The sequence below is a fragment of the Thioalkalivibrio sp. ALD1 genome (genome assembly GCF_000381245.1).
Lineage (GTDB): Bacteria > Pseudomonadota > Gammaproteobacteria > Ectothiorhodospirales > Ectothiorhodospiraceae > Thioalkalivibrio.
The window spans coordinates 264,608-277,981 of sequence record NZ_KB906242.1 but is presented as its reverse complement, the minus strand read 5'-3'; the positions used below and the strand labels follow the sequence as shown (position 1 = coordinate 277,981).

Annotated in this window: 10 protein-coding genes; 6 read left to right on the top strand and 4 right to left on the bottom strand. The window is 64.4% G+C overall.

Annotation, left to right across the window (positions count from 1 at the left end; genetic code table 11):
- Window positions 1-8: 8 nt before the first annotated feature.
- Window positions 9-1,130 (bottom strand): ChaN family lipoprotein, encoded by a 1,122-nt coding sequence (locus tag F623_RS0105980; RefSeq protein ID WP_038040359.1) that lies wholly within the window; start codon window positions 1,128-1,130, stop codon window positions 9-11.
- Window positions 1,131-1,262: 132 nt separating this feature from the next.
- Here F623_RS0105980 and F623_RS0105975 point away from each other — a divergent pair, with 132 nt between their 5' ends.
- Together F623_RS0105975 and F623_RS0105970 are read left to right on the top strand one after the other, a co-directional pair.
- A complete protein-coding gene (locus F623_RS0105975; protein WP_018868256.1) occupies window positions 1,263-2,051 on the top strand; it encodes an FkbM family methyltransferase in 789 nt (262 codons plus the stop codon).
- A gap of 32 nt (window positions 2,052-2,083) precedes the next feature.
- The gene (locus tag F623_RS0105970; RefSeq protein WP_018868257.1) at window positions 2,084-2,887 is read left to right on the top strand and encodes a creatininase family protein; all 804 of its coding nucleotides are present in this window, start codon (window positions 2,084-2,086) and stop codon (window positions 2,885-2,887) included.
- A gap of 8 nt (window positions 2,888-2,895) precedes the next feature.
- Here F623_RS0105970 and F623_RS0105965 read toward each other — a convergent pair whose 3' ends face one another.
- Window positions 2,896-4,287: a M17 family metallopeptidase gene (locus F623_RS0105965; RefSeq protein ID WP_018868258.1), complete on the bottom strand. Its 1,392-nt coding sequence runs from the start codon at window positions 4,285-4,287 to the stop codon at window positions 2,896-2,898.
- 88 nt (window positions 4,288-4,375) lie between these two features.
- Between F623_RS0105965 and F623_RS0105960 the strand changes: the two genes are divergently transcribed.
- The 4 genes from F623_RS0105960 (at window position 4,376) to mnmD (ending at window position 9,670) form a co-directional block, all read left to right on the top strand.
- Window positions 4,376-5,353 carry an ABC transporter ATP-binding protein gene (locus F623_RS0105960; protein ID WP_018861270.1) on the top strand — a complete coding sequence of 326 codons (978 nt, stop codon included), beginning with the start codon at window positions 4,376-4,378 and terminating at the stop codon, window positions 5,351-5,353.
- Window positions 5,350-6,132 (top strand): ABC transporter permease, encoded by a 783-nt coding sequence (locus F623_RS0105955; RefSeq protein WP_018861269.1) that lies wholly within the window; start codon window positions 5,350-5,352, stop codon window positions 6,130-6,132. Before F623_RS0105960 ends, F623_RS0105955 begins: the two co-directional genes overlap by 4 nt.
- 111 nt (window positions 6,133-6,243) lie before the next feature.
- Window positions 6,244-7,767, top strand: coding sequence for a peptidoglycan DD-metalloendopeptidase family protein (locus F623_RS0105950; protein ID WP_369771389.1), 1,524 nt, complete (start codon window positions 6,244-6,246; stop codon window positions 7,765-7,767).
- A 40-nt stretch (window positions 7,768-7,807) separates the two neighbouring features.
- Window positions 7,808-9,670: a tRNA (5-methylaminomethyl-2-thiouridine)(34)-methyltransferase MnmD gene (gene mnmD / locus F623_RS0105945; protein WP_018861267.1), complete on the top strand. Its 1,863-nt coding sequence runs from the start codon at window positions 7,808-7,810 to the stop codon at window positions 9,668-9,670.
- A 21-nt stretch (window positions 9,671-9,691) separates the two neighbouring features.
- Here the strand turns inward: mnmD and F623_RS0105940 are convergent, their stop codons facing one another.
- Window positions 9,692-11,977: a diguanylate cyclase gene (locus tag F623_RS0105940; protein WP_026278630.1), complete on the bottom strand. Its 2,286-nt coding sequence runs from the start codon at window positions 11,975-11,977 to the stop codon at window positions 9,692-9,694.
- Between the two features lie 299 nt (window positions 11,978-12,276).
- On the bottom strand, window positions 12,277-13,347 hold the full coding sequence (locus tag F623_RS0105935) for a site-specific integrase (RefSeq protein WP_231367688.1): 1,071 nt from the start codon (window positions 13,345-13,347) through the stop codon (window positions 12,277-12,279).
- Window positions 13,348-13,374: the final 27 nt, after the last annotated feature.

Here is a 13,374-nt window from a genome sequence, read left to right as displayed (position 1 = left end):
CCCCTCGTTTACTCGGCGTACGGGAATCGGGCCACGCGCTCTTCGGCCTCTCCGTTACGCTCAATCTCCAGCGGCAGCCAGGTACCCGGCGTCACCCCCTGAACAATCCGTTGCAGATCCGACGGGCGCTCCACAGCCTGGTCGCCGGCGCGCAGGACGCGATCGCCTCCCTCCAGGCCCGCGGCCTCGCCGATGGAGCCCGCCTGCACATCCTGGATGATCACGCCGCCGTCCTCATCGCCGCGCAGCTGTACCCCGAGCATCGGCGAGCTGTGTTCAAAGCGATCGCCATCGGTAATACCGAACACCGCTCGGGCCAGATCCGGATCGTCCGCAGTGCAATCCTCCCGGTACTCGCGGGGCAGCAGAACCGGGGCATCTCCAAAGCCCAGATCCGCCAGCTGATGCGGTACACCATGGCCGTACTGCAGGTGACCGGAGCCGATAATCCCGACCACCAGCGGTGGATCGTCCGAAGCCTCCAGGATGTCGGCGATGCCGGCGGCCATCATCCGGTCCCAGGCCAATTGCGACCCGACGAACCGATCAGGATCGCGCTCCATACCCGCCGGATGGCGTTCCATCACGCCCACCAGATACTCGCGGTACGCGTCGGGGGGATCGGCCGGCTGGCTCACGCCGTAACGCTCGTCCTCCGGTACCGCGTCCCAGCCCTCCTCTCCGAGACGCTGCACCAGCGTGCGTTCGACGTTCAGCGCCACCAGCGGCACGTCATGGACGCGGGCAAAATGCAGGATCGGCCAGTACAGTTCCGGGTTGAAGCCCCAGTGGATATACCAGTCGCTGTCACGCAGGAAGGCATCCGCGTCCAGCTCGCCGGCCACCCACTGATCCAGCACCGGCTGCACCGAACGTGGCAGCATCTCGAGTCCAATGACCATGTCCGGGCGCTGGCCGTGCAGGGCTGCCAGCGTTCCCAGCTGCCAGCGATGGTGATCCATCCGGTCGTGGCGCTCCCCGAGGAGCACCGCGTCCGCCTGTGCCAGTTCGGCGAACAGCTCCACCCGGTCCAGTTCCTTGCCAGCCGGCGTCGCCCACTGTCCCGGGGCCGGGCAAGCCGCGCTGGCCACACCGGGCATCGCTGGCGCGACCAGCATCGCGGCAAGCATCATGCCGATGCCCCGCCCTCGGATTCCTCTGCTCTGCATGCCACTCTCCTGTCTGGGGCTCCATCCCCGGTGATAGACCTACTGTCGGACCCCGTGATGGCCGGCACGTTCCGCGTCCGGTAGCCTGCCGAGATGGACACGCCCGAGGACACCGCCGCACGCAACCGGCTCCCCCAGCGCCTGCAGGCGTGGCTGGGCACCCTGCGCTCGATGGCGATCTACTGGCGACCCGGGCGCCAGGCCGGCCTGCGCCGCCTCTACGCCGGATTCGTGCGGCCCGGCGATCTGGTGTTCGACATCGGTGCCCATATCGGGGATCGCACCCGCGCCTTCGCCGCACTCGGCGCACAGGTCATCGCGCTCGAGCCCCAGCCCCATATCCTGCGGCTGCTCCGCAGGGCTACCGCCAGGCTCCCGGGCGTGCGGATCCGCCGCGAGGCCGTAGGGCCAAAGAATGGTACCGCGCAGTTGGAGGTCAGTCGCAGCACCCCGACCGTCTCCTCGGTCTCCCGGCGCTTCACAAGCGAGATCGCGAAACGCAATCGCAGCTTCCGCAAGGTGACCTGGGACGATCAGGTCGCGGTCCCCATGATCACCCTGGACCACCTCATTGCCGATCACGGTCTGCCGGCCTTTTGCAAGATCGACGTCGAGGGCCTGGAGGCCGAGGTTCTGCGCGGACTGAGCCAGCCGATCCCCGCACTGTCGTTCGAGTTCGTTTCCGGCGCCGAGGAGGTCACCGAGGACTGCCTTGCGCAACTGGCCGCCCTGGGTGACTACGAGTACAACCTGATCGTGGGTGAACAGCGCTGCTTCCGATTCGACACCTGGCAGACCGCGGACACCATCCGCTCCTGGCTGGAGCAGCATGTGGAGCGCGTGGGTTCCGGCGACATCTACGCCCGACTGCGCGGGGCTTGACCCGGGCCGCGCTCGCGGACAACGCTGCCTTAATGGACACCCGCACTCTGATCCGCTGGCAGGACCTGACCACCGAGGCCGTCGCCGGCCATGCCCATCGCGACGCGGTCGTGGTGCTGCCCATGGCCGCGATCGAGCAGCATGGACCCCACCTGCCGCTGGACACGGACCTGCGCATCGGCATGGGTTTGCTGGACGCGGTGGCGCCACTCCTCCCGAGTGATCTCGAGCCGCTGGTACTGCCGCCAATGGCGATCGCCACCAGCACCGAACATACCCATTTCGCCGGAACACTGAGCCTCACACCGGAAACGGCGCTGGCCGTCTTGCGCGAGGTCGGTGCAGCCGTCGCCCACGCCGGCTTTCGCCGCGTGGTGCTGGCCAACAGCCACGGGGGCAACACCGCAATCATGGAACTCGCCGCGCTGGATCTGCGCCGGGCGCATGGCTTGCTGGTCACCAAGCACCATTACTTCCTGCAGCCACTGCCGAAAACCATCGACATCCCCGAACGCGAGTGTCGACATGGCTTGCACGGTGGTCTGATCGAAACAGCCATGATGCGCGTGCTGGCACCGAAACTCGTCCAGATGGACCGAGCGCCGGACGCCCATTCGCTGGGCGAGGATCTCGAGGGCACGACCCGACGCCTGGGCCCCACCGGTGAGACGGCGTTCGCCTGGATGGCGGATGACCTCAATCCAGGCGGCGTGGTGGGGGCCGCCGACCGCGCCACGCCCGAGCTGGGTCAGGCCCTGATCGACCACTACGCCGAAGGCCTGGCGCGCGCGATCACCGATACCGCCGCCTTCCCGATCGAACGCCTCGCCCGCTGAAACCCCGCTTACGCTTTCTGGCGGGCGTAGCGCTCTTCCAGTGCCCCGTACAGCGCGCGCAGCCCCATCGCCTCGCCCCCTTTGGGCCGACCCGGCCGGGCGCGCACGTTGAACGCCATGATGTCGAAGTGCAGCCAGGGCACGTCTTCCGGCACGAATTCCTTCAGGAACAGTCCCGCCGTGATCGCGCCGGCGTAGCCACCGGTCGAGCTGTTGACGATGTCGGCCACGTCGCTGTCCAGCATGTAGCGATACGGTGCATGCAGCGGTAGTGGGCAGACCGGGTCGTCCCAAGCCCTGGCCGGGGCTTCCAGCGACTTCGCCCAGTCATCATCGCTGGCGAATACGGCGCTGATCTCGGTCCCCACCGCGACGCGGGCCGCGCCGGTCAGGGTGGCGAAGTCCACCAGCAGGTCCGGGTGGAAGCTGCCGGCCCGATCCAGCAGATCCGCGAGCACCAGCCGACCTTCCGCGTCGGTATTGTCGACCTCGATCGTCTTGCCATTGCGCGCGGTCAGCACGTCGCCCGGGCGAAACGCGCGCGAACCCACCGCGTTCTCGACCGCGCCAATCAGTACCGTCAGCCGAACCGGCAGTTCCGTCGCCATGATCAGTCGCGCGAGCCCCAGCACGATCGCCGCACCGCCCATGTCCTTTTTCATCTGGCGCATGGAGTTGCCCGGCTTGAGGTTCAGGCCACCAGAATCGAAACAGACCCCCTTGCCTACCAGCACCACGGACGGCGCATCCGCGGGGCCCCAGGTGAGTTCGATCACCCGCGGGCCATGCGCACTCGCCTCCCCCACCGCATACACGCAGGGGTACGACTTCTCCAGCGCGTCGCTGTCGCTCACCACATGCAGGCTGCAACCAAAGGCCTCGGCCAGTTCGCGCGCGGTCAGGGCGAGGTTCGCGGGCATCATGTCGGCGGCCGGCGTGTTGATCAGATCGCGGGTCATGGCGATGGATTCGATGTAGGCCCCCACCCGCTCGCGGTCGACCGACTCGGGCCAGACCAGCTTGGGCGCCGGCCGATCCTCGGCCGCCCGATAACGGTCGAAGCGGTAGCAGCCGAGGCCCCAGCCGATCGCGGCCTGCTCCTGTGTCGCCGGGTCGAGCCCATCCGTCAGCAGACGATAGTGGCCCGTGGCCAGGGTCTCGGCGGCCGCCGCCAGCATCCACAGGGGTATATCGGCATCGAACCCCACCAGAATCGCGGCCAGCTGTCCCTGTTGACCCGGCACGCGCAAAACCTGCCCGTCCTTGCCCTCGAAGCGCCCCGCCTCGGCCCAGGCGCGCCAGGTCGGCGGTGCCGCCTCGAGACGGGCCTCCAGGGTGTCGGCGGTGACGGGTACCAGATCGATGGCGTCGTCGGCGGCTTCAACAAAGGCAGAATCCACGCGGCTTTCCTCCCGAGTCGGTCAAAACGGCCATAATAACGCCCGTTGGCCGTCCCGGCCGGTACACCCACCGCCACAGGATGTGAGCATGTCACCAGCGCTGGAAATTCGCGGCCTGCGCAAGACCTACAAGAACGGATTCGAGGCCCTGAAGGGCATCGATCTGGAGGTGGCGCCCGGGAGTTTCTTCGCCCTGCTCGGGCCGAACGGGGCCGGCAAGTCCACCACCATCGGCATCATCACCTCACTGATCAACAAGACCGCCGGGGAGGTGCGCGTGTTCGGGCACGACCTGGATCGCGACCAACAGGCCGTGAAGCGCTCGATCGGCTTGGTCCCGCAGGAGTTCAATTTCAACAACTTCGAGCCGATCGGCGAGATCGTGGTGAACCAGGCGGGCTACTACGGCATCCCGCGCCACGAGGCCTGGCGCCGCACCGAGCACTACCTGCGCGAGCTGGGGCTTTGGGAGAAGCGCAAGGACATGGCCCGCACCCTGTCCGGCGGGATGAAACGCCGACTCATGATCGCCCGTGCCCTGGTGCACGAACCCAAACTGCTGATCCTGGACGAGCCTACCGCTGGCGTGGACATCGAGCTGCGTCGCTCCATGTGGGATTTCCTCCGGCGCATCAATACCGATGGCCGCAGCATCATCCTCACCACGCATTACCTGGAAGAGGCCGAGTCCCTCTGCCGCAACATCGCAATCATCGATGACGGCCAGATCGTCGAGAACACAACCATGAAACAGCTGCTCGCGAAGCTCGAAACCGAGACCATGGTGCTGGATCTCAGCGAGCCGGTCCTGCAGCTCCCCCGCGACACGGACATCCCGATCCGGCAGATCGACGAACTCACCCTGGAGGCCGACATCCAGCGGGGGCAGCACCTGAACGACCTCTTCCGCACCCTGGACCAGGCGGGGTTGAAGGTTCAGAGCATGCGCAACAAGGCTAATCGTCTGGAAGAATTGTTCCTGCGGATGACACGCAGCGAGCCGGAACCGAGCCATCTTACCCCCGGTGCCGAAGGCGCGACCGAGCAGCCGGAGAATCCACAATGAGCGCGCGTCACCTGCACGACTACTGGGTCGCCTTTCGCACTATTGTGACCAAGGAAGTGCTGCGCTTCGCACGCATCTGGGTGCAGACCATCCTGCCGCCGGTGATCACTACCGCCCTGTACTTCATCATCTTCGGGGGTCTGATCGGCGAGCGCATCGGAGACATGGACGGCTTTCGCTACATGGACTTCATCGTCCCCGGGCTGATCATGCTCGCAGTGATCACCAACAGTTATTCGAACGTGGTCTCGTCCTTCTTTGGCTCGAAGTTCCAGCGCCATATCGAAGAGATGCTGGTTTCGCCGATCCCGAACAGCGTTATCATCCTCGGTTTTGTGTTCGGGGGCGTGGCCCGCGGGCTCAGCGTCGGCGTAGCAGTCCTGCTCGTTTCGCTGTTCTTCAGCCCCCTGAGCATCCACAACATCGGCGTGATGCTGGTCGTCGTCCTGCTCACCTCGATCCTGTTCGCCCTGGGGGGGCTGATCAACGGCGTATTCGCCCGCACCTTCGACGACATCGCGATCGTGCCCACCTTCGTGCTCACTCCCCTGACCTATCTCGGCGGCGTGTTCTATTCGGTCAGCCTGCTCCCCGAGTTCTGGCAGGGCGTATCGATGCTCAACCCGATCCTCTACATGGTGGACGGATTTCGCTACGGCAGTCTCGGCTCCAGCGACTTCCCCATCATGGTCTCGTTTGCCGTAATTGTGGCCTTCATCGCGGTCCTGTACACGGCGGCCCTGATACTTTTGAACAAGGGGATCGGGGTCCGGTCCTGATGCATCACGACAACGCCACCCTGCCCGCGACTCCGCGCAACGTGGGCAAGAGGGGGTTTATTACCGGAAAAAACGTGGTATAAAGCGGAAACTTTTCCGGGCAGAGGCCATATGGGCGTCAAACGAAAGATCCCACCCGTCTTTCTTCTCGGCGCAGCCGGGCTCGCTGTAGCGATCAGCGCCAGTCTTCTTCTCGCTTCTCAGCCCGCCGAAACCTCGCAACCGCTCGATATCGCGGCGTTGCAGGCCGGGGCCAACGGCAAGATGTCGCCGATGGTGCCCACCATTTCCCCCGATGGCCAGAATGGTCAGGCCGAGCGACTCTCCCAGCCAAATGAGCAGGCCGCGGCCGGAACTGCCGGTTCGCACTTCGACGCCAAGGCCACCAAGGTCGCCTACGCAACCGACCTGATCAATGACTCCGGGTTCGACGACGAGACCGACTACCCCACTTCGTACGAAACCTTCGACCTCGACGAAGGCGAGGATCGCGTGGCCGAACAGGACCGCTCGGACTGGAACAACCACAAGCTCAAGAGCGGTGAGCGCCTGACCAGCCTGTGGCAACGGGACTGGGACCTGCCGCTGGCGACCCTCTATCGCCTTCTGGACGATGACGAGAACGCCTCGATCCTCAACCGCATCCGGCCCGGGCAGGAGATCGAATGGCAGGTGGACGAAGAAGGCTACCTGACCCATCTTCGCCTCTGGACCGACCGTGCAAGCGGCTACGAATGGATCCGCGAGGAAGATGGCTGGGACTTCGAGCGCGGCGAGGTCGAAAACGGGCGCGAGATCAGCCACATGGTGATCAGCGCCGAGATTGAGGGCAATGTGTCCGCCGCATTGGCACAACGTACGGACCTCTCGCCACGCGCGGCGGGCGCCATCGCCGTGCTGCTGGATCGCTACCTCCCGGTGCGTACCCAGGCCCGCTCCGGTGACGAGTTCACCCTGCTGCTGGAAATGGAAACCCTGGTCGGCGACGACACCCCGCACAATCTTCGCCTGCTGGCCTTCGACTACGAAGGACAGCGCATCTCGGTACGTGCGGCCCGCAACTCCAATGGCCGCTTCTACACGCCGGACGGTGAGAGCCTGCTGCCACCATTCGATCGTCGTCCGTTCTCGGGCAATTACCGTATCAGTTCCGGTTTTGACCCACGCCGACGCCACCCGGTCACGGGCCGCGTAGCACCGCATTCCGGGACGGATTTCGCCATGCCGATCGGCACTCCAATCAATGCCCCCGCGGACGGCCGCGTCACCCGTGTGGAGAACCATCCATACGCGGGTCGCTTTATCGTGATCGAGCATGGGCAGGGCTACTCTACCCGGTATCTCCACCTGCACCGCCAACTGGTCAGCGTAGGCGACACCGTAAAGCGCGGCGAGCGCATCGCCCTGTCCGGCAATACAGGGCGCTCGACCGGGCCACACCTGCACTACGAGATCCATGTGAACAATCAGCCACGCGACCCGATGCGCGTGGAACTGCCGGAAAGCGAGTCCCTCGCGGGCGAGGAACTGGAGAAGTTCAAGGGCCTGAGCCAGACCCTCCTGGCGCAGCTCGACAACGGCGTGCGCAACACGCAGGTCGCGTTCACTCCCTACGACGAGTTGCTGGCTCAGTAACACGAAGGTCGAACAACGCGCCCCAGTAGGGCGCGCCTTCATGGTCACTCCCGTACACTCGCCTGCCATCCCCTGTGAGCCACTTTCGCCAGCACAACTCGTCTGGCGTGATGGTCGCCCCTACGCACCGCAGTACCAGGACGCCTACTTCGGATCGGACGACCCCAGGGCCGAGGCTCGAGAAGTCTTCATCGAAGCCAATGATCTACCGCGACGCTTCGCGAGCGGCGGGTGCTTTGCAGTCGGAGAAACCGGTTTCGGCACGGGCCTGAACATCCTGCTCGCACTGCAGGAGTGGCGGCAGCATGCACCGCCCGGCGCTTTTCTCTCCCTGCTGAGCCTCGAAGCCCACCCGCTGTCGCCAGGCAGCCTGGAGGAAGTCCACCAACACCTGGGGCTGGATGACGCCGATGCGCGAGCCCTGCGGGCGCAGTATCCGCCTGCGGTCACGGGCCTGCACCGGATCGTTTTCCCCGATGCGCGAGCCGTGCTGACGCTCGGTCTGGGGGATGCGGCCCCATTGCTTGCACAGCTTCGCGGTGGCATTGATGCCTGGTTCCTGGACGGTTTTGCGCCACGATCGAACCCCGGCCTGTGGAACACGGCGGTCTTTCGTCAGATCGCCCGGCTTTCACACCCTGGCGCGACCTTTGGCACCTATACCGCCGCGGGACAGGTGCGCAGGGACCTGGAGGCCGTCGGATTTGCGGTGGAACGTGCCCCGGGGCATGGCGGCAAACGCGAACGCCTCAAGGGGCGGTATGCGGGCCTGCCGCCCGCGAGAGCCGAATGCCCCCGCGTTGCGGTCGTGGGCGCAGGTCTCGCGGGGCTTGCGACCGCATTCGCTCTGCAGCAAAGAGGCTGCGACGTGCGACTGTTCGATCCCGCCGGGACCGGCGGCGGCGCATCGGGCAACCCGGCTGCTGTCCTGTTGCCGAATCCGCACTTCAGGGACACCGAGTTGAACCACCTGGCGCTGGCCGGGATGCGCTCGACCCGTGCCCTGCTGGCCGAGATCACCCGGCAGACCGGGATCAACCCCGTGCTGGCGGAAGGGGTCTCGTTTCATGGTGTCAGCGCACACGGTCGAAAGCGTGTTCAGCGCCTGCTGCGCGCGGGTCGGGAACACACCGGCTGCCTGTTCGACCTTGAGGTGGGCCCAAACTCGGGACCCGAGCCACGCCTCTACTATCCTGCAGGGTGCGGCCTTGACCTGGCGCAATTCTGCACGGCGCTTGCACAGCTGCTCCCCACCGTCGAAGCCCAAAGAGTTACGGGTCTGCAGGCTGCCGGCGAAGGCCTGCGCCTGGTGACCGAAGAAGGCGAAGCGAACGAGCCTTCGACGCCATGGGATCATGTAGTGGTTGCTACAGCGGCGCCCGGTACCCGTCCCCTGTGCCCTGAACTGAAACAGGTGTCCACCGTGTCCGGACAGATGACCCGGATTCGTGCCCCGCTGCCGGACTGGGGCGGACAGGTCTCGACGGGACAGGGCTACTGCATCCCCCTAGGCCCCGGCGAGGCCTGGATCGGCGCCACTTATCGGCGCACGCAACCACCACATCCGCGGCATACCCTGCCTGATACCACTCCCCGTGCCGAGGACGACCAGCTCAATCTGGAACATCTGAGCTGGGTCCCGGGGCTTGATGATCCGACCAAGATCGAGACGCTGAGCCGCTGGACTGGAACGCGCGCCGTGGTTCGTGATCGCTTGCCACTGGCCGGCGCCAGCAGCCGTAACCCCGACCAACGGGTATGGTTGAACGCGGCTCACGGATCGCGCGGGCTCCTGTACGCACCGCTCGCGGCCGAACTACTGGCCGATCGACTGCTGGGATTGCCAGAGCCCCTGCTGGACAGTACCGCAAGCCGCCTCGACCCGCAGCGTAGCCTGTCCTAGGCGCCTTCAACGAGGCATCTCTTACCGGTGGTTTGCCGACTGCGGGCTGTTTTGGTTGGGAATGGACACGTCGTCCGCGAGGGCCACGTCATTGCGCCCCTGGGCCTTCACGCGATACATGGCCCGATCGGCCGCGATCATCAAATCGGAGAGATGCCGGCCCGCATCGGGATAGAAGGCGACGCCGATACTCGAGGTAAGCTCCAACTCCACAGCATCGTCAGGTCCTGTGTGGATCTCGAACCTACTGTCCAGATCCTGCCTCACCCGTTCGGCCAGGTGCTGTCCCTCTTCGCGTTCATCCAGCGGCGCGGTTAGGACGATGAACTCGTCGCCCCCGAGCCGCACCAGCACATCGTCCGGACGCAAGTGCGCTTTCAACCGTTCGGCAACTCGCCGCAGGAGTTGATCGCCCACCGCATGGCCGTGACGATCGTTCACCGGCTTGAAATGGTCAAGATCGATGAACAGTAGCGCCAGACGGCCCCCCTGGCGATCTGCGCGGGCGGCCAGTCGTGGAAATGCCCGTTCCAGTGCCGCGCGGTTGGCCATCCCGGTTAGCGGGTCCTCCCAGGCCATCGTCTTCAACCGCGCCTCCAGCTCACGCCTTTCCGTGACATCCAGGGAATGCCATACGACTGCCGGCAGATCGTCCACGGACCGTGCCAATGGTCGAATCCGTGCCTCGAACCACCGTACCGCGGGCCCGTCCTCAACAAGCCCCAGATTCATCAGCACGTCACCATCCAGACGGTACTCATACGTCTGCAACGTGTCCTCCTCGATCGCGCGGTGTACCACCTCGAGAAACCGTCCGGCCAACTCCGATGGCAGCAACTGGTCCAGCCGTTGACCGACAAGTGGTACGGCTGGCGACAAGCGATGGCAGGTGTCACCAAATATGCGCCGAATCGTGCCCACAGAATCCACCACCAGGGCATAACCCGGAATGGCCTCGAACATCGCCTCCTGGAGGTCACGGGCAGCGGTCAGGGCATCGAACAACAGTCGATTCTCGTGCACATCTACAAACGTCAACAGCAAGGCGTGACCCTCGCCCCAGTCGACGGGCACCCAGCGCAACAGGAAATACCGATAGTCTCCCTGCCCCAGACGAATGCGAACCTCCTGACCATGCGTTTCCGGGTCTGTGTCCGCGAAATCCAGTTGCGGTGGCAGTCGATCCAGATCATCCGGATGAACCAGGTCCAGCCGTTCGAGCTCCGTATCGACCGGCGGCTGATATCCCAGCATTCGGGAAAAGGCCGGATTGGCCCAGAGCATGCGTCGGCCGGATACCACGAGCGTCGGGTCCTCCAGGCGATTGACCAGCCCCCGATAGCGATCCAGGTCGCGGCGCCTTTGCTGCAGGCCCGTCCCCACCCGATACGCGTACCCTCCGACCGCAAGGGCGCCCACCAGGCCCAGGGCCCACCAGGCCACGGGACGATCGGTACCCGCATGAGCGGGGTCCAGTTCGGCCAGGAGCTGCCATTCGCCTCCGGGGAAGCGAATGTGGTGCTGGTATGGGGCATCGTCATCGAGGTCGTGGGGATTGTAGAAGAACGGGCCGGAGTCGCCCGCGCCGTCGCGACCTCGCAGCGCCACTCGCAGCAAATCCATCCGGTCATGGATACCCGCTTTATCCAGCAACACTTCAAAATCAAGCGCTATGCTGCTAATCGTCATAGCCTGATCCGACCCAGCGTCGACCAAACCCCATGGTTCATCCTGGACCGGGCCGGTATCCACAGGGGCGCGCACCAACAAACCCCAACCGCCTTGAACCAGGGGCCAGGGACCTGCCACCACGGGCTCGCGTTCCCGCAATACCCGATAGAACGAAGCCGCCTGCTCCGGGTGAGCCCCAATGTCGAGTCCCACGACCGGCTCGTTGCCCTCAAGGGGATAGACAAACTCGATGACCGGGCCCCTGGCCAGAGTCAGGGAGAGCATCAGATCTTCGTGCCCACGATGAATGCGCTCGGCGACGCGTTCGAACTCACTGCTCTCCATCTCGGGATGGGCGTAGGCGTAGGCGGCCAGCCCGATGGTCGAATGCACCAGCCCGTTGATCAGGCTTTCCACTTGCGTGCGCAAACTGGCCAGTTCGCTTGCAACGGTCGCGCTCTGGCGTTCGGTCAGCTCGCTCTTCCAGGCACGGTCAATAAGCAAGAACAGCCCGAGGAACACGATGGCCGCCAGCACGCCCACAACCAATGGGCCCGATGTGGACTGGCCACCCGAATCCCTGTGGAGACGCGCTGTTTTCTTGTCTGATTCGCGCGGGTGTGCGCTGTCATCCATGCCCAAGCCTGTCACAACCTGCCGAGTTCCCACTATGCGCCCAAAACGTCGCAGGGGGAACGATGAGATCAGTGCTTACACACAGGCGCAGGAAAATCCATCTCGAATGGATGTTCGAGCCAGAAACTTCATGCGGAGATATCAATCATGGTGGGGGCGGCCGGACTCGAACCGGCACAGCCTTGCGGCCGAGGCATTTTAAGTGCCTTTTCAGAGGAGACTGAGAGTAGCTCCTGTAGATAACCTATTGATCTGTCGGCAGTCTCCTTCCGGTCAGATCAGTGGCCACGCCACATGAATCAGCGGATGCCACACGGTTGTGGCACATCAGGGTTCCGGGTATCACAGTATTCTGCGGAGTCTTCACCCTTCTCCAAGGCACGGATCGCACTGACCAGATTCGCCGGAGCCAGATGGGCATACCGCATGGTGACAACCACGGTTGAGTGACCAGCCAACTCCTTCACGATCACGATGCTGACTCCCTTCTGGATCAGCCGCGAGCAGAACGTGTGGCGCATCACATGCATCACGAACTGAGGGTCATGGGCCATCCCCATGTGACTCCGAGCGCGGTCCCAGTAGTGGCGGATCTGTGCGTAGGACCAGCCATGGAAGATCCTCTGGTGTCCATCCTTCTGACGCCTCGCGATGACAGCCCTGGCACGAGAGGTCAGAGGTACACTCCGAGGCTCTCCGTTCTTGGTCTTCCAGATCGAGAGGATGCCGTCATGGACATCCCGGTACTCAGCGCGAAGGATCTCCCCCATCCGCATCCCGGTGTCCACTCCGATCACCACGAGGTCAGCCAGATCAGGCTGGTCGATCATCTTGAAGTACTCGATGAGGTGCTGCTCCTCCTGCTCGGTGAAGTAGCGGATGCGACCCTTGACTGTCTTCTTGCGGGGCATCTTCGGCACACGAGAGACCCACTGACGGTCGTGGGCATGGCGCAGCATCATCGACAGGATCGAGAGCCGCTTGTTGATGGTCCCATTGGCGAGGCCCCTCGCTTCCCACATGAAGACCAGACCATCGATCTGTTCCTCGCGGATCTCGGTGAACCTCGTGTTGGGTCCGAAGTACTCAAGGATCTGCTTGGCACCAGTGACGATGCTCTTCTCTGCAGCGATGCCAGCCCACGAGCTACGGTAGGTAGCGTCGAAGAGTTCCTTCAGAGTCCTGGGCTTGCCCTTCTCTTCCGGGGCCTCATCGGTTGCGAGGTCGGGTAGTTCACCCCTCAACAATGCAGCCTTGGACTCTGCCTCCCACATCTCCGCTTGTGTGCGGCTGGGGAACATGCGACGGTAACGCTCGCCTTTGTGGCTCACAGAAGCTTCGTAGCTTCTGCCTCTCGGTTGGACTGGCATGGGATGCCTCCTCTCTCGCTGGTCACT

What these genes read in the sequence shown, in the direction of transcription:
- F623_RS0105980 (WP_038040359.1), bottom strand. Translation starts at nt 1,130, where the DNA reads ATGCTTGCCGCGATGCTGGTCGCGCCAGCGATGCCCGGTGTGGCCAGC.
- F623_RS0105975 (WP_018868256.1), top strand. Translation starts at nt 1,263, where the DNA reads ATGGACACGCCCGAGGACACCGCCGCACGCAACCGGCTCCCCCAGCGC.
- F623_RS0105970 (WP_018868257.1), top strand. Translation starts at nt 2,084, where the DNA reads ATGGACACCCGCACTCTGATCCGCTGGCAGGACCTGACCACCGAGGCC.
- F623_RS0105960 (WP_018861270.1), top strand. Translation starts at nt 4,376, where the DNA reads ATGTCACCAGCGCTGGAAATTCGCGGCCTGCGCAAGACCTACAAGAAC.
- F623_RS0105955 (WP_018861269.1), top strand. Translation starts at nt 5,350, where the DNA reads ATGAGCGCGCGTCACCTGCACGACTACTGGGTCGCCTTTCGCACTATT.
- F623_RS0105950 (WP_369771389.1), top strand. Translation starts at nt 6,244, where the DNA reads ATGGGCGTCAAACGAAAGATCCCACCCGTCTTTCTTCTCGGCGCAGCC.
- mnmD (WP_018861267.1), top strand. Translation starts at nt 7,808, where the DNA reads ATGGTCACTCCCGTACACTCGCCTGCCATCCCCTGTGAGCCACTTTCG.
- F623_RS0105940 (WP_026278630.1), bottom strand. Translation starts at nt 11,977, where the DNA reads ATGGATGACAGCGCACACCCGCGCGAATCAGACAAGAAAACAGCGCGT.
- F623_RS0105935 (WP_231367688.1), bottom strand. Translation starts at nt 13,347, where the DNA reads ATGCCAGTCCAACCGAGAGGCAGAAGCTACGAAGCTTCTGTGAGCCAC.